This is a genomic window from Cryobacterium frigoriphilum (genome assembly GCF_004403305.1).
Classification (GTDB): domain Bacteria; phylum Actinomycetota; class Actinomycetes; order Actinomycetales; family Microbacteriaceae; genus Cryobacterium; species Cryobacterium frigoriphilum.
On sequence record NZ_SOHE01000041.1, the window covers coordinates 108973 to 124231 of the forward strand.

13 protein-coding genes are annotated in these 15259 nt (G+C 68.3%); 9 read left to right on the top strand and 4 right to left on the bottom strand.

From position 1 onward, the window contains the following. The gene (locus tag E3T55_RS09055) at positions 1 to 1005 is read right to left on the bottom strand and encodes a glycosyltransferase family 2 protein (protein ID WP_420897991.1); all 1005 of its coding nucleotides are present in this window, start codon (positions 1003 to 1005) and stop codon (positions 1 to 3) included. A 221-nt stretch (positions 1006 to 1226) separates the two neighbouring features. Next, positions 1227 to 2918, bottom strand: a complete 1692-nt coding sequence (locus E3T55_RS09060) for a S1C family serine protease (RefSeq protein ID WP_134519225.1) — start codon at positions 2916 to 2918, stop codon at positions 1227 to 1229. Positions 2919 to 3159: 241 nt separating this feature from the next. On the opposite strand from E3T55_RS09060, the gene E3T55_RS09065 reads away from it, so the two are divergent. Beyond that, the gene (locus tag E3T55_RS09065; RefSeq protein ID WP_134519226.1) at positions 3160 to 4359 is read left to right on the top strand and encodes an aminotransferase class I/II-fold pyridoxal phosphate-dependent enzyme; all 1200 of its coding nucleotides are present in this window, start codon (positions 3160 to 3162) and stop codon (positions 4357 to 4359) included. A 127-nt stretch (positions 4360 to 4486) separates the two neighbouring features. On the opposite strand, the gene E3T55_RS09070 is transcribed toward E3T55_RS09065, so the two are convergent. Further along, positions 4487 to 5560, bottom strand: a complete 1074-nt coding sequence (locus tag E3T55_RS09070; RefSeq protein ID WP_134519227.1) for an alkene reductase — start codon at positions 5558 to 5560, stop codon at positions 4487 to 4489. A 252-nt stretch (positions 5561 to 5812) separates the two neighbouring features. On the opposite strand from E3T55_RS09070, the gene E3T55_RS09075 reads away from it, so the two are divergent. Both E3T55_RS09075 and E3T55_RS09080 read left to right on the top strand, forming a co-directional pair. Next, the gene (locus tag E3T55_RS09075; protein WP_166791727.1) at positions 5813 to 6883 is read left to right on the top strand and encodes an alpha/beta fold hydrolase; all 1071 of its coding nucleotides are present in this window, start codon (positions 5813 to 5815) and stop codon (positions 6881 to 6883) included. 189 nt (positions 6884 to 7072) lie between these two features. Next, positions 7073 to 7459 carry a DUF7882 family protein gene (locus E3T55_RS09080; protein WP_241992972.1) on the top strand — a complete coding sequence of 129 codons (387 nt, stop codon included), beginning with the start codon at positions 7073 to 7075 and terminating at the stop codon, positions 7457 to 7459. On the opposite strand, the gene E3T55_RS09085 is transcribed toward E3T55_RS09080, so the two are convergent. Next, complete coding sequence (locus tag E3T55_RS09085; RefSeq protein WP_134519229.1) at positions 7456 to 8268, bottom strand: carbon-nitrogen hydrolase family protein; 813 nt, start codon at positions 8266 to 8268, stop codon at positions 7456 to 7458. The genes E3T55_RS09080 and E3T55_RS09085 overlap by 4 nt on opposite strands. A gap of 190 nt (positions 8269 to 8458) precedes the next feature. Between E3T55_RS09085 and E3T55_RS09090 the strand changes: the two genes are divergently transcribed. The 6 genes from E3T55_RS09090 to E3T55_RS09115 all read left to right on the top strand — a co-directional run bounded on the left by E3T55_RS09090 (position 8459) and on the right by E3T55_RS09115 (position 15226). Then, the gene (locus tag E3T55_RS09090; protein ID WP_134519230.1) at positions 8459 to 9214 is read left to right on the top strand and encodes a polyprenol monophosphomannose synthase; all 756 of its coding nucleotides are present in this window, start codon (positions 8459 to 8461) and stop codon (positions 9212 to 9214) included. Between the two features lie 248 nt (positions 9215 to 9462). Continuing rightward, a complete protein-coding gene (locus E3T55_RS09095; protein ID WP_198418544.1) occupies positions 9463 to 10314 on the top strand; it encodes an NUDIX hydrolase in 852 nt (283 codons plus the stop codon). Then, the gene (nadA, locus tag E3T55_RS09100; protein WP_134519231.1) at positions 10295 to 11614 is read left to right on the top strand and encodes a quinolinate synthase NadA; all 1320 of its coding nucleotides are present in this window, start codon (positions 10295 to 10297) and stop codon (positions 11612 to 11614) included. The genes E3T55_RS09095 and nadA overlap by 20 nt, the downstream gene beginning before the upstream one ends. Continuing rightward, positions 11611 to 13239, top strand: coding sequence for an L-aspartate oxidase (nadB, locus tag E3T55_RS09105; protein ID WP_134519232.1), 1629 nt, complete (start codon positions 11611 to 11613; stop codon positions 13237 to 13239). The genes nadA and nadB overlap by 4 nt, the downstream gene beginning before the upstream one ends. Further along, entirely contained in the window at positions 13233 to 14087 is an 855-nt protein-coding gene (nadC, locus tag E3T55_RS09110) for a carboxylating nicotinate-nucleotide diphosphorylase (protein WP_134519233.1), read from the top strand. The genes nadB and nadC overlap by 7 nt, the downstream gene beginning before the upstream one ends. Further along, positions 14084 to 15226, top strand: a complete 1143-nt coding sequence (locus E3T55_RS09115; protein WP_134519234.1) for a cysteine desulfurase family protein — start codon at positions 14084 to 14086, stop codon at positions 15224 to 15226. Before nadC ends, E3T55_RS09115 begins: the two co-directional genes overlap by 4 nt. The last annotated feature ends 33 nt before the right edge of the window (positions 15227 to 15259 follow it).

A 15259-nucleotide genomic window follows, 5' to 3' on the forward strand; every position in this document is an offset into this window, starting at 1 on the left:
TCACCTTCCGGTGTGAGCGCTGATGTTGCGGGTGAAGGTCAGGTAGCCGAGCACGAAACCGATCCCCCAGCAGAAGTGGATGCAGGGCAAGACTACGAGGAACCGCAGGGCAGTGCGAAATTCGTCTCGTCGCGACGCCGTGGCCGCCAACACGATTGCGAGGTATCCGAGTGGGGGAACCCACCCAAGAAGCAGCCAGGGGGTGTGCGCGAGCGCGAGCTGCACGAGGCCACCGAGTCCGGCCACCGTGCCGAGGAACACCGCGAGCACCATGGCGGGCGGAATGAAGTAGCGGATGCCGTTGGCTTCGGGAAACCGTCTGGCCAGTTCGCCGCGCCACAGCCCCGTCGAGAGCATTTGACGCGCCAGCCGGGAGACGCTCGGTCGCGGCCGGTAGAGCACCTTCAGGCGGGGTGTGAACCAGACCGACCCACCGGTCTCACGCAGGCGCCGGTTCAGCTCCCAGTCCTGGCCGCGCTTGATGTTCTCGTCGAAGAGTCCGACCCGAAACAGGCTCTCGGTTCTGAAACATCCGAGGTAGACCGTTTCGGCTTCACCCTCTGGGCCCCCCACGTGCAGCGGGGTACCGCCCAGACCGATGCGGGTGCCGTAGGCGCGGGCGACGGCCTTCTCGAAGGGGCTCACGCCCTGCGCGTCCATGATGCCACCGACGTTGTCGGCTCCGGTGCGCTCGAGGGTCTCGACCGCGATGCGGGCGTAGTCGGCAGGAAGCACCGAGTGAGCGTCGACGCGAATGATGATGGGGTACTGCGAGGCGCGGATGGCGGTGTTCAGGCCAGCGGGGGTCGAGCCGACCTCGTTGGCCACCACACGAATACGGGAATCAACCGCGGCCATCTCTTCGACCAGTTCGGTGGTGCCGTCGATGCTCGGGCCGAGGGCCAGGGTGACCTCGAAGGGACCGGCGTAGTCCTGGGTGAGCAGACTTGCCACGGCGTCGCGCACGTGACTGGCCTCGTTGAGCACCGGCATGACGTACGACACACCGGGCAGCTCGGGCGCGCTCCCTGTTCGGTCACTCCCCTGTCGGTCATGCACCTGGCTGGCCAGCTTTCCGGTTGAGGGGTAGGACGATAGAGCCTATCAGTCGGTCTCCCGCACGCATGCTCACACCCGCGGCCGCACGCACACACAGCTGCGCCGCCGGGGTGACCGGCGGCGCAGCTGGCGGGAGCCAGGAAGGATTGGCCCGTGGAGCCGGGTGCTTAGCTTGCGAGCTCCCCCACGGTGACAGACACGGTAACCGATTTGCCATCGCGTACATACGTGAGGTCTGCGGTGCCGCCCGCCGGAAGCACCCGCACCTGAGCGGTGAGGTCGTTTGAATCGGTGATCGGTACGCCGTTGAAGTTGGTGACGATGTCGCCCTTCTCCAGTCCGGCCTTCTCGGCTGCTCCGCCCGAGCTGACCTCGCTGATCAGCGCGCCGACGGTCGTGCTGCTCGCATCACTCGAAGCGGTCGTCACGCTTGCGCCCAGCAGGCCGTGGGTGGCGACGCCGTCGCTGATCAGTTCCTCGGAGATGCGCTTGGCAAAGTTCGAGGGAATGGAGAAGCCCACGCCGATGCTGCCGGCGGCGGTGGATGAGCTGCCGCCCGCGTTGGCGATCGCCACGTTGATCCCGATCAGCTCGCCCTGTCCGTTGAGCAGGGCACCGCCGGAGTTGCCGGGGTTGATCGCGGCATCCGTCTGAATCACCGGCAGCGAGATGCTGCTGTTGGCGGTGGGCGCCTGAGTGGATTCGGAGCCGTCAGGGTTGGGAATATCGAAATTCCAGAAATCGAAGGGGCTCTGGCCGCTGTCATCGGGAACGGTTTCATCGGGCGTCGCGGGGGCCGCCGAGGAGGCGACCGTGATGCTGCGGTTGAGGGCGCTCACGATTCCGTTGGTGACGGTACCCGAGAGGCCCAGCGGAGCACCGATGGCGATGGCGGTGTCGCCGACGTTGAGCTTGCTCGAATCGGCAAAGTCAATCGGGGTGAGTCCGCTGGCGTTGTCGAGTTTGATCACGGCAAGGTCTGAAATCGGATCGGTGCCCACCACGGTCGCGCTGTAGAGCTTGCCGTCGTCGGCCTTGACCTGAACGGCGACGTCGGAGACGGCACCGTCGAGGGTGACCACGTGGGTATTGGTGAGCACGTAGCCGTCGGCGCTGAGGATGACGCCGGAACCGGTGCCGCCCTCCTGGCCGCTCGCGACCTCGATCGTCACGACGCTCGGCGACGCCTTGGCTGCCACGGCGGTGATCTGGTTGACGCTCTCGGTATTGTTGACGACCACATTGCTCGGGCCGGTGGCGTCGCTCACTTCGATGCCGTTGCCGCGGCCGGAGTCGGCGAGCGCGTAGATGCCGGCACCGGAGACTCCTCCGACGAGGGCGCCAATGGCGAGCGCGGCGATCAGCGCGACGCTGTTCTTGCGTCGTGCGGGGTCTTTCGGCCCGGGGCCGCTCGGCTGGCCGGTCTCGGTCGCGTATCCCTGCTGCGCGAGGTACGGCGGGTAAGCGAGGGTCTCGGCACCGGCGGGAGCAACGGCGATCGGGCGGCCGAAAGCGTCTCGCGGGTAATCGACCGCAGAGCCGCCGGCAGGCAGTGCGGCGGTCGGGTAGGCCACGGTGTCCGCGGTGCGGTCGACGGATGCGCCCGCACCGGTCTCGTGGTCCGGCTGCGGGTTCTGCTGCTGCGGGTTCTGCTGCTGCGGGTTCTGCTGCGGAGCTGCTTCTACGGGGTGAACCGGCTGAAACGGCTGCACGGGGGCTGCCTCAACCTGGTTGGCCTCAGCCTGCTGGTTGGCCTCAGCCTGCTGGTTGGCCTCAGCCTGCTGGTTGGCCTCAGTGGGGTTGGCCTCAGTCGGGATCGGTTCAGGAATGTTGCCCGGTTCCTTGGTGCTGTCAGTCATGGGGTGCTCCTTCCAAGCTGTGCCAGCCTTGCGCCTCAACCTGAGCGTTTGGTATGCGCAAACTGGGAGCATTCAATGTCGACACCGTGCATTCAATGTCGACACCGTGCATTCAATGTCGACACCGTGCATTCAATGTCGACGCCGTGACGTTGCGCAGTGCTCGTTCACTCATAGTGCCACGGGGAATGTCATAGGTTGGAAGGATGCTGATTCTCATGAGATCCGTCGGGCCTGGCGCATGACAGTTTCGGGCGCGTGGCGCCGAACGGCCAGGGGCGCCGGACTACTTGCCGACGACGGCAGCGTCGCGGCCAGTATCTTCGCCGAAATGAGTGCCCTCGCGGTGCGCACGGGAGCGCTCAACCTGGGCCAGGGTTTCCCCGATGAGGATGGCCCGCCTGAGGTACTCGAGGCCGCGCAGCGCGCCATCCGCGACGGCATGAACCAGTACCCGCCGGGACGCGGCCTGCCGGTTCTGCGCGACGCGATAGCGCGGCACCAGAAGCGCTTCTACGGGCTCGATCTCGATGCCGACCGGCAGATCCTCGTGACGGCCGGCGCCACCGAGGCGCTCGCGGCGACAATTCTGGCGCTGCTCGAGCCCGGCGACGAGGTGGTCACCTTCGAGCCGTTCTACGATGCCTACGGTGGCCTGATAGCCCTGGGCGGCGGCATCCATCGCACGGTCCCGCTGCGGGCGCCGCACTTTCAACCCGACCTCGACGAGTTGCGGGCGGCCGTCACCGACAAGACGCGGCTCATCCTGATCAACGATCCGCACAACCCGACCGGTGCCGTCTTCTCTGCCGAGACCCGTGCCCTGATTGTGGAACTGGCCCACCGGCACGACGCCCTGATCGTGACGGACGAGGTGTATGAGCACCTCACCTTCGGTGCGGCACACGTGCCGATCAGCACGCTGCCGGGCGCGTGGGAGCGTACCATTACGATCTCCTCGGGTGGCAAGACGTTCAGCACCACCGGCTGGAAGGTCGGCTGGCTGAGCGCACCGGCGCATCTCGTGACCGCCATTCTCGCGGTCAAACAGTTTCTCACCTACGTCAACGGGGCTCCCTTTCAGCCCGCGATGGCGGTGGGGCTCGACCTGCCGGACAGCTATTTCACCGGTATCGCCGACGTGCTGCGCTCCAAGCGTGACACGCTCGCCGAGGGGCTGATCCGAGCCGGATTCACGATCAGCGTGCCGCAGGGTTCCTATTTCATCGTCGCGGATGCCCGGCCGCTCGGCTACGCGCACGGCGCCGACTTCTGCCGAGCCCTGCCCGGCCTTGCCGGTGTCGTTGCGGTGCCGATCTCGGCGTTCTGCTCCCCCGCACACCGTCACGAGTACGCCTCGCTCGTGCGCTTCGCCTATTGCAAGACAACGGATGTGCTCACCCAGGCCACCCGCAACCTCGCCGCCCTCGCCCCCGCGTAGCGCCTAACCCGACCCGACCCGAGCCAGTTTTCCTGCCGCGAGAGCGGGTGAATCGTCGGTGAGACTGGGTCTGACCGACGATTCACCCGCTTTCGCGAGAAGGGCGGGGCGTGGGTGCCGAGGAGGGTTAGGAGGCCAGGGCGGGGTAGTCGGTGTAGCCGACGGCTCCGTCGCCGTAGAAGGTCGCCGCGTTCGGAGCGTTGACCGGCAGGTCCTCGCGCCAGCGGCGCACCAGGTCGGGGTTGGCGATCGCGGGCCGACCAACGACGACGGCGTCGGCGTGGCCGTCGCGCACGATGCTCAGGGCCTCGTCACGGCTCGTCACCTCGCCGAAGCCGCTGTTGACGATGAAGGTTCCGTCGAAGCGGGTGCGCAGCTCCTGCACGAGCGCGCCGGTCGGGTCGGCGTGCAGCACGCTCAGGTAGGCGAGTCCGAGCGGGGCAAGGGCGTCAACGAGTGCGCCGTAGGTGGCAAGCACGTCGGCGGCGTCGGTCTCGAGCGCGTCCTGGATGTTGTGGGCCGGTGAGATGCGGATGCCGACCTTGCCGGCGCCGATCGCCGCGGCGACCGCGGTGGTCACCTCAACCACGAAACGGGCACGGTTGGCGGGGGAACCGCCGTAGTTGTCGTCTCGCACGTTAGAGGCCGGCGACAGGAACTCGTGCAGCAGGTAGCCGTTGGCGCCGTGAATCTCGACTCCGTCGAAGCCGGCGGCGATGGCATCCGTCGACGCCGTGACGAACTCGGCGAGAACGCCGGGCAGTTCGTCGGGCGTGATGGCGTGCGGCACCGGGTAGGGCTGCTTGCCCGTGCTGGTGCGGGTGTCACCGACGATGGCGATGGCACTCGGTGCCACGACCTCGTAACCGCCGTTGGTGTCGGAGTGACTGACCCGGCCGGCGTGCATGACCTGGGCGAAGATGCGTCCGCCGGCGGCGTGTACGGAGTCGGTGACGCTCTTCCAGCCGGCCAGCTGCTCGGGGGTCACGAGACCGGGCTGGCCCGCATAGCCCTGACCGGCGTGGCTCGGGTAGGTCCCCTCTGAGACGATGAGTCCCAGGGTGGCGCGCTGGGTGTAGTGCTCCACGACGAGCGGGCCGGGAATGCCGAGCGCGCCCGAGCGGGTGCGGGTCAGCGGGGCCATGATCACGCGGTTGGGCAATTCGATGTCGCCGAGGTTCAGGGGGGAGAAAAGTTTCACGAGCCACTCATTCTGTTGATCATGCCATCTGTTGATACGCCGCTGCCTGTTGCTATGCCACTGGCCGTTGATAAGCAGTTGGGGCCGCAACGGCGAACCCGGCGCACTGGTCGACAACGGCCGCACGGGCGCCCGTATTCCACTCGCGGTACTTCATCAGGCATTTCATCAGCCGCTTCTCAGGCACTCCGTGAAGTGGTTCCCGGCGTCGGTCGCTCCAATCCACCGGGGCGTCCGCGACGAACCTGTTACATGAGCACCACGATGACCCGGGCCACGCGCATCGATGCGTCGCGGGCACCGGAGGGGCGGCGTGCCGCCGATCCTCTCGGCACCGGCATGCTCAGCACGGAAGCAATCGGCGCCGGCTACTGTCCGTTTCCGATCAGCACCGATCCGCGGCAGTTCGGCCTCACGACGAGCACCATGCGCCTCGCGCACGGCGTGGTCGTGGTGCGCCACGGCCGCCGAACCCTGGGCGACACGGCCACCATCCTGCTGCACGGAGCCGCCGGATCCTGGACGACGTGGACACCGCTGCTCGCGGCGGCTGCCTCCGGCACCCCCGCTTCGCAGCGCCACGCCGAGACGGATGCCGCCACCCTGCCGCTGACGGACCTCATCGTTGCGGATCTGCCCGGCTGGGGCGAGAGCGCGCTCGCCGCCGACCCGGCCGACCGCACGGTGGAGGCGCTCGCGGCCACGGTCGCCGAGGTCGCGCGCGCCCTCGGCTACCGCCGCTGGGTCGTGCTCGGGCATTCGATGGGCGGGTTCGTTGCCCTGCAGCTCGCCGCCTCGGAACCGGAATCCACCGTGAGCGTTGCCCTCATCTCCCCCACGACCTTTTCGGTCATCGACAGCGTGCGTCACCCGGTCACGCGAGGTGCGGCCCTGCCCGCGTACACGGCCCTCCTGATGATGATGCGCCTGCTCGCCGGGCTCGGCCGGGTCGGAGAAGCGCTCATCGCCGGTGTCGCCCGACTGTCCCTGCTGCGCCTGCTCGTCTCTCCCCTCTTCGATCGGGCCGCCCGAATGGATGCGACCGTCATCGCCGCTCTCGCTTCAGAGGTTCGCCCCGTCGGCTTCACCGTCGCATCCGCTCAGGCCGGGGGATATGACGCTGCCGAGCGATGGTCGCGGATCGTGTGCCCGGTGCGTTCGGTCACCGGCGACTCCGACGTGTTCATCGCCGCGAGCGATGCCGAGCGGCTGCGGGGCGTCATCGCGAACTTCGAGACCGTGATCATGGCCGGCGCGGGACACTTTGCGCACATCGAGCGACCGTTCACGGTGCTGACAGCCCTGAACGCTCATGAGGGTTGACCCCCAATGCTTGGCACGTCTCTTGTGGCGGCCGCGCAAAAGGAGCAGAGTGAGTAGAGCAGCACAGTGAGTAAAGCTCCGGTTCATTTGCACAGTCGGTTCTCTTACGCAGTCGGTTCACTTGCACTGTGGAAAGCACCGCTTTCGCCGGCCCCTGCACCTCGCGCGACCGATCGAAAGTGACACACCATGGGTTCTCTCACCTACGACCGAGTTGTGGTCGAATTCGACGACCGAATTCTGGCCCACCTTCAGGTCGTCATCATTCAAAAGTTGCGCCGCGGCGAGAGCTTTCTGCTCTCCTGGCGCGATGCGGCGGTGGTCGGCGACGGCCGCAGTTCGGCGTGGCTGCATCCCGCCATTCCCCTGTATTTCAAGTTCGCCGGTGGTCGGGCTCCGATCATCAATCCGCAGTGGCTGGCTCAACTGACCCGGTCGGCCAACAGCTCACAGGGCCTCGTCGTGACCGGCGAGGAGAGTTCCATGGTCGAGCGCGACCCGGCCGCCCGTTCCGAAGTGGCGTTCAGCATTCGGCCGGCCGCCACCACCCGCGCCACGAAGGCCACCGAAAGCTAGCGCTCCACGACTCGAAAACGACGCAGGTGAAGCGCAGGGTTCCGGGCACGCACCGCGCGCAGCCGCTCCGCCGACAGCCAGGCGACCGCGACGTCGGTGGTCTCCCCGATCGTGACCAGTTCGACCCCCATGGGGTCGAGCACCAGGCTGTTTCCGACGCCGATCGGCGGGGCATGATCGGCGGCCGCGACGTAGACGGTGTTTTCCAGCGCCCGGGCGGTCAGCAGCGTGCGCCAGTGGTGCTCCTTCAGGGGCCCCCGCACCCATTCCGCCGGCACGAGCACCAGGTCGGCGCCAGCGTCAACGAGTCGGCGGGTGACTTCGGGAAAGCGGATGTCGTAACAGGTCTGCATTCCAACGGTCAGGTCGCCAACCCGAAAGGTCTGCGGCGCCTCGATCGGGCCCGGCAGCACCCAGTCGGATTCGCGTTCGCCGAAAGCGTCGTAGAGGTGCAGCTTGCGGTAGCTGGCGACGAGCTGTCTACCGGGATCCACCGCGATCAGGGTGTTACTGAACCGGCCAGGATCGGCTGTCGTTTCCACCATTCCGGCCACGACATACACGCCCAGTTCGGCCGCGAGGTCGGCGAGCGCCGTGACGAATGGTCCGTCGAGCGGTTGCGCCGCGGCCAGCCAGGTCGGGCCGAGAACCGGCTCGAAGAAGGCGGCGTATTCGGGAAACACGATCAACTGAGCGCCCCGCGCGGCCGCGGTTCGCGCGAGGGCGGTCATGGCCGCCAGGTTGTGCTGCTCGTTCGCCGTCGGTCGAAACTGGGCGACGGCCACCGCGGTGCTCGGGAACTCGTTCATGGCGCCAGCCTAGCCGTGGGACGGGTGGCTGCCCTGGATCGGCGGCCCCCGCACAACCTGTCGGCGCGCACGCTTGCGGGCATACTCGTGCCTGTTTTTCAGGCGCAACCGGCCGAACCGGCGCCCAACGTTCATCTGGGTGCCCTAGCGTCGTTCTGTAGCCCGTCCGACGAAATCCTGAGGTAGCCGAATGCCCAACACTCTGGTCATTATTCCCACCTATAACGAGCGCGACAACATCGGGCCGATTGTGGCGCGAGTGCGGGCGAGCGTTCCGCAGGCCGATATTCTCGTCGTCGACGACGCCAGCCCGGATGGCACGGGCGTGCTGGCCGACGCCCTGGCCGTCGGGGACACGCAGGTGCACGTTCTGCATCGCCGGGCGAAGGCCGGGCTGGGTGCGGCGTATCTGGAGGCGTTCGGTTGGGGCCTCTCCCGCGGTTACGACCGGCTCGTGCAGCTTGACGCCGACGGCTCGCACCTGCCCGAGCAGCTGCCCGACCTGCTCGCGGCCGCGAATTCGGCGGACGTCGTCATGGGATCCCGGTGGGTGCCCGGCGGACAGGTGAAGAATTGGCCGTGGCACCGGCGCGCGCTCTCGCAGGGCGGATCGATCTACTCGCGGGTGATTCTGCGCCTGCGGCAGCGCGATGTGACGGGCGGCTACCGCGTGTACACGAAATATGCCCTGGAGCGCATGCAACTGTCCAACATCGACAGTTTGGGCTATTGCTTTCAAATCGACATGCTGTTGCACGCGGTGCAGGCCCGTCTGCTGGTCGTCGAGGTTCCGATCACCTTCGTCGAACGAACGCTCGGCTCGTCGAAGATGAGCGGCCGCATCGTGGCCGAGGCGATGGGCCGGGTCACGCTCTGGGGGCTCACCGGCATGGGCGCCACACGCTCGACCGTCGCGCGGGCCGCGGCGAGTCCCGGCCGCGGCTAGCCCCGACCAGGCCTGGACCGCCTCAGTCTGAACAAACTCAGTCTGAACAAACTCAGTCTGAACAAACTCAGTCTGAACAAACTCAGTCTGAACAAACTCAGTCTGAACCAACTCGTCCGGCCACCTGCCATGAGGGTGGCCGGGTCCCTCACCGGACCTATATGATGGCTTCAACAGTTAGAGTCCCCGTGACCTTTACCTGATGGAATGACCTTTACCTGATGGAAGCCACCCTTCATGAAGCTGCGATGACAAGTCCCCGAGTGAACACGCTGGCCGTGTCGACGGTGATCTTTGCGCTGCGCCCCCGCGGCGATACCGGTGCGACCATGATCGGCACTCAGCTGCCCGACACTGCGCTGCCCGACACTGCGCTGCCCGGCACTCAGCTGCCCGGCAACCAATTGCTCTGGGTGCCGCTTGTACGCCGCACCCGCGATCCGTTCCTGGGGCTGTGGGCGCTGCCCGGCGGCTGGCTCTCGGCCGAGGAAGAACTGGCCGTCGCGGCCTCCCGCACGCTGCACGAGACGACCGGGCTCGCCCCGAAGTTTCTCGAGCAGCTCTTCACCTTTGGCGACCTCGACCGCTCCCCCGGTGACCGCGTCGTGTCGATCGTCTACTGGGCTCTCGTGCAGTCGACCGAGGCCGATCGTGCCACCGTCGACGACAACGTGCAGTGGTTCGCTGCCGATCGGCTGCCGCCGCTGGCCTTCGACCACAACCGCATCGTCGAATACGCCCTGTGGCGACTGCGCACGAAGATGGAATACTCCCGGATCGCGCAGGCCTTCCTGGGGACGACTTTCACACTCGCGCAGTTGCGCGAGGTGCACGAGGCCGTGCTGTTGCGGCCGCTCGACCCGGCCAATTTTCGGCGTTCGATGGAGACCTCAGGCACGCTCATCGACACGGGCGAACGGGTCGCGGGGGCCCGCCACAGACCACCCCGCCTGTACCGCTACAGTGCCGGCACCGAACATCCGGAACCCAGCCAACCCGCCGTCCGGCACACCATCCAGCCGCCCTTCCAGCCCACCATCCAACCCACCATCCAGCCCAGCCGCCACGAGGAGCACGCCCATGACGATCGCATCCGTTGATCGCACCATTGCCCTGATCAGCACCGCCAGCGCCGAGGGAAGACCTACCGCCGGCAGCACCTGCAGCCCCGATCTTGCGCGCAATCCCTGGGAGTTCGACGCCGAAGCCCCGGGCTACGGCCCGGGTTCGTCGATGGGCGACGTAATTCCGACCGGGTCGCCCCGGCAGGGCGAGCTGCCGGCGCGCTATCGCACGGCCAGCGCCGACGAGCTGGCTGAGCGCATCCGCTCGGCCAAGGCCGTTCTGGGCGAACGGGTGGTTATTCTGGGGCACTTCTACCAGCGCGAGGAGGTACTGCGTCACGCCGATTTCATCGGTGACTCCTTTCAGCTGGCCCAGGCCACCACGAGTCGCCCCGACGCCGAGGCGATCGTCTTCTGCGGGGTGCACTTCATGGCCGAGACCGCCGATCTGCTCTCGGGTGCCGATCAGGTCGTCATTCTGCCCAACCTCGCTGCCGGCTGCTCAATGGCGGACATGGCCGACCTCGACTCCGTGACGGAGTGCTGGGAACAGCTGGAAGACCTCTACGGCACCGAGCCGGATGCCTCCGGCCGGGTTCCCGTGATCCCGGTCACCTACATGAATTCCTCGGCCGCGCTCAAGGGCTTCTGCGGTGAACACGGCGGCATCGTCTGCACCTCGTCCAACGCGCAGACGGTACTGGAATGGGCCTTCGAGCGCGGGCAGCGGGTGCTGTTCTTTCCCGACCAGCACCTCGGCCGCAACACCGCCAAGGCGATGGGGGTACCGCTCGCTCAGATGCCGATGTGGAACCCGCGCCGCCCCCTCGGCGGCAACAGCGACGAGCAGCTGACCGACGCCCGCGTCATCCTGTGGCACGGATTCTGCAGCGTGCACCGCCGCTTCACGGTCGACCAGATCACGGCCGCCAGGGCCGAACACCCCGGCGTGCGCGTGATCGTGCACCCGGAATGCCCGATGGAGGTCGTGGACGCCGCCGACGAGAACGGATCGACGGACTACATCGGCAAGGCGATCAGCGCGGCCCCGGCCGGCTCGACCTTCGCGATCGGCACCGAGATCAACCTCGTGCAGCGCCTCGCCGCGGCGCACCCCGAGCACACCATCTTCTGCCTCGACCCGGTCGTCTGCCCGTGCTCGACGATGTATCGCATCCACGCCGGTTACCTGGCCTGGGTACTCGACGGGCTGGTCGGCGACGACGAGAACCCGCCGGAGGCCCTCAACCGCATCGTCGTCGCCGCCGACGTCGCCGACCACGCCAGGGTCGCCCTGGAGCGCATGCTCGCGGCCCGCCCGCCGGTGCCGGCATGACCACGCTGTCGGTGCTCGTGATCGGCAGCGGCCTCGCGGGCCTGGTCGCCGCGGTCCGGGCGACGGATGCCGGCCACCACGTCGTTCTCGTCACCAAGGCCGCCCTGCCCGAGAGCAACACGCGCTACGCGCAGGGCGGAATCGCGGCCGCGCTGTTTCCCGACGATTCCGTGCGCACGCACATCCGCGATACCCTGCGGGCCGGTTCCGGGCTCTGTTCCCCGGCCGCGGTGCGCATCCTCTGTTCCGAGGGACCGGCTCGGGTGCGCGACCTGATTCGGTTCGGCGTCGACTTCGATCGGGACGAGTCGGGAGTGTCACGGGGCCTCGAGGCCGCACACTCCCGCTCGCGGGTCGTGCACGCCGGCGGTGACGCGACCGGTGCCGTCGTCGAAAATGCCCTCGTCGCCACGGCCAGGCAGCGCGCCGCCCAGCCGAACGCCCGACTGCAGATTCTGGAGCACACCATGCTCACCGATCTCGCGGTGACCGACGGGCGGGTCACCGGCGTGCGAATCGTGCAGGGCGGCAAGCCCGGCACCCTCGCAGCGGATGTCGTGGTTCTCGCCACCGGCGGCGGCGGCATGCTCTATCGGCACACCACGAACCCGGCCGTGGCGACCGGTGACGGCCTCGCCGCGGCGTGGCGAGCCGGAGCATCCGTCGCCGATCTCGAGTTCTACCAGTTTCACCCCACCGCACTGGCCGTTCCCGGCACTCCCCTCGTGTCGGAGGCCGTGCGCGGTGAGGGCGCCGTGCTGCTCACCCGCGCCGGAGACCGATTCATGATCACCGAACACCCCGACGCCGAGCTCGCCCCGCGCGACGTCGTGGCCCGCGGCATCGCACGGCAGATGGCCGCGCAGAGCGGCGAGCCGGTGGTGCTCGACGCGACCGCTCTGGGGCGCGAGCTGCTCGAGCGCCGCTTTCCCACGATCACCGCCGCCTGCCGCGCGGCCGGGCTGGACTGGGCCCGGCAGCCCATTCCGGTGGCCCCGGCCGCGCACTACTGGATGGGCGGCATCGTCACCGACATCTGGGGGCGCAGCACCCTGCCCGGCCTGTACGCCGTGGGCGAGGTCGCCCGCACCGGCGCGCACGGCGCCAACCGGCTCGCCTCCAACTCGCTGCTCGAAGCCGCGGTCTTCGCCGACCGGGCCGTGCGAGCGCTGGCCTCGGAGCCGGGCAGAACCGCCGGCACGACGGCCACCCTGGTTCCGACGCCGACGGCGCCACCGACAGCGCCATCGACAGCGCCATCGGCGAGCGCGGCGACGCCGGGCCTGCGCGGGGCGCTGCAAGACCTCATGTGGCAGTCGGCCGGCGTGCACCGGTCCGGTGCCGGTCTCGCCACAGCCGTGCAGACCCTCGCCGGGTGGAGCGCCGCCGCAGCGCCCCGCACCGTCGCCGAACACGAGGACCGCAACCTGCTCGACCTGGCACGCATCACGGTCGCGGCCGCACTCGAACGCCAGGAATCCCGCGGCGCCCACCACCGGGCAGACTTTCCCGACCCGAGAGCGGAACTCGCCGTGTCGTCGGCGTGGACGATCGCCGCCGCAACACCACACCCGCTCCGTCCCGACGATGTCGATTCCGAGGCCCAGGAGGCCATTGCATGCTGACCGAACGCACGATCGACACCGTGGTGCGCGCCGCCCTCGACGAAGACGCACCGTGGGGCGACCTCACCTCTGAGGTGCTGATCCCGGTCGACGCGCTGGCTTCGGCCCGTCTGGTGGCACGAGAGCCCGGCGTGTTCAGTGGAGGCGCTGTGTTCGCCGCGGCGTTTCGTCTGATCGATCCCCGCATCAGCGTCACGCTGAGCCTTGCCGACGGCGAGCCGTTCGGGCGCGGCGACGTGCTCGCCACGGTTGACGGCCCCGCCCGCGGCGTGTTGCAGGCCGAACGCATCGGCCTGAACTTCGTGCAGCGCATGAGCGGAATCGCCACGCTCACGGCTCGCTACGTTGCAGAGGTGGCCGGCACCGCCGCCCGCATCGTTGATACGCGCAAGACGACCCCGGGATTGCGGGCCTTCGAGCGCCAGGCCGTGCGCGACGGCGGCGGTCACAATCACCGCTTCAGCCTGTCCGACACCGTCATGGCCAAGGACAACCACCTCGCCGTACTCGCCCAGAGCGGGCTGGGTCTCACCAACGCGCTGCTCGCGGTGCGAGCGACGCTCTCACACACCACCCACCTGGAGGTCGAGGTGGACCGCATCGACCAGATCGAGGAGGTGCTCGCGGCCGGCATCGACACGATCATGCTCGACAATTTCTCGACCGCGGATCTCGTGACCGGCGTCGCGCTCGTCGCCGGCCGCGCCCTCGTCGAGGCCAGCGGCGGGGTCTCGCTCGAGACAGTGGGTTCGATTGCCGCCTGCGGCGTCGACATCATCTCGGTCGGCGCGCTGACGCACAGCGTGCATGCGCTCGACCTCGGCCTCGACGTGCACGTGCGCGTGTGATCTACCTCGACCACGCGGCCACGACCCCCGTGCGGCCGGAGGTGCTCGCCGCCATGTGGCCCTTTCTCACGACCCGCTACGGCAACCCGTCGAGCCACCACCACGTGGGCGAAGCCGCCGCCGCCGCGCTGCTCGAGGCCAGGCAGACGGTGGCGCAGCTGCTCGGCTGTCGCATCGGTGACATCATCTTCACCGGCGGCGGCACAGAGGCCGACAACCTTGCCATCAAGGGGCTTGCGCTCGGCGCTCCCCGCGGGCGGCACCTCATCACGACGCCCCTCGAGCACGAGGCGGTGCTCGAGTCCTGTGACTATCTGCACCGGCTGCACGGTTTTGAGGTCACCCTGCTGTCGACGGATGCCACGGGCCGGGTCGATCCCGACGAGCTGCGTTGTGCACTGCGCCCCGACACCACCCTCGTCTCGGTGCAGTATGCCAACAACGAGGTCGGCACCGTGCAAAACATCGCCGCACTGAGCGCCCTGACCCGGGCAGCGCGGGTTCCCCTGCACAGCGACGCCGTGCAGGCCGCCGGCTGGTTGCCCCTCGACGTGGCTGCTCTCGCGGTTGATGCCCTGAGCCTGTCCGGTCACAAGCTGGGCGCACCTCCGGGTACCGGGGCGCTCTACCTGCGTGGCCGCCTGCCAATCGAACCGCTCCTGCACGGCGGCGGGCAGGAACGCGGCAAACGCAGCGGCACCGAGAACGTCGCCGGCGCGGTGGCCTTCGCGACGGCCCTGCGACTGGCCGAAGCGGAACGACCGGCGGCCGCGGCATCCGTCGCCCGACTGCGCGACGACTTCATCGAGGCCGTACTGCGCGACACCGCCGGCGCGCGACTCACCGGGCATGCCACCCACCGGCTGGCCGGATCTGCCTCGTTCGTCTTTCCCGGAACGAGCGGAGAGGCCGTGCTGCTCGAACTGGAGTCCCGCGGCGTCGTGTGCTCCAGCGGCTCCGCCTGCGCCGCCGGAAGCTCGGACCCCTCACACGTGCTCACGGCCCTCGGGGTGAGCGCCGATGAGGCCCACACAGCCGTGCGCTTCACGCTGTCGACGTCAACGACTGCGGCGCAATTGCAGCAGGCCGCACTCAGCCTGCGTGACTCGGTGATTCAGGTCCGTCGCCTTCAGACCTGAACGGCATCGCGCACCAAAGCACGCACACGAAAG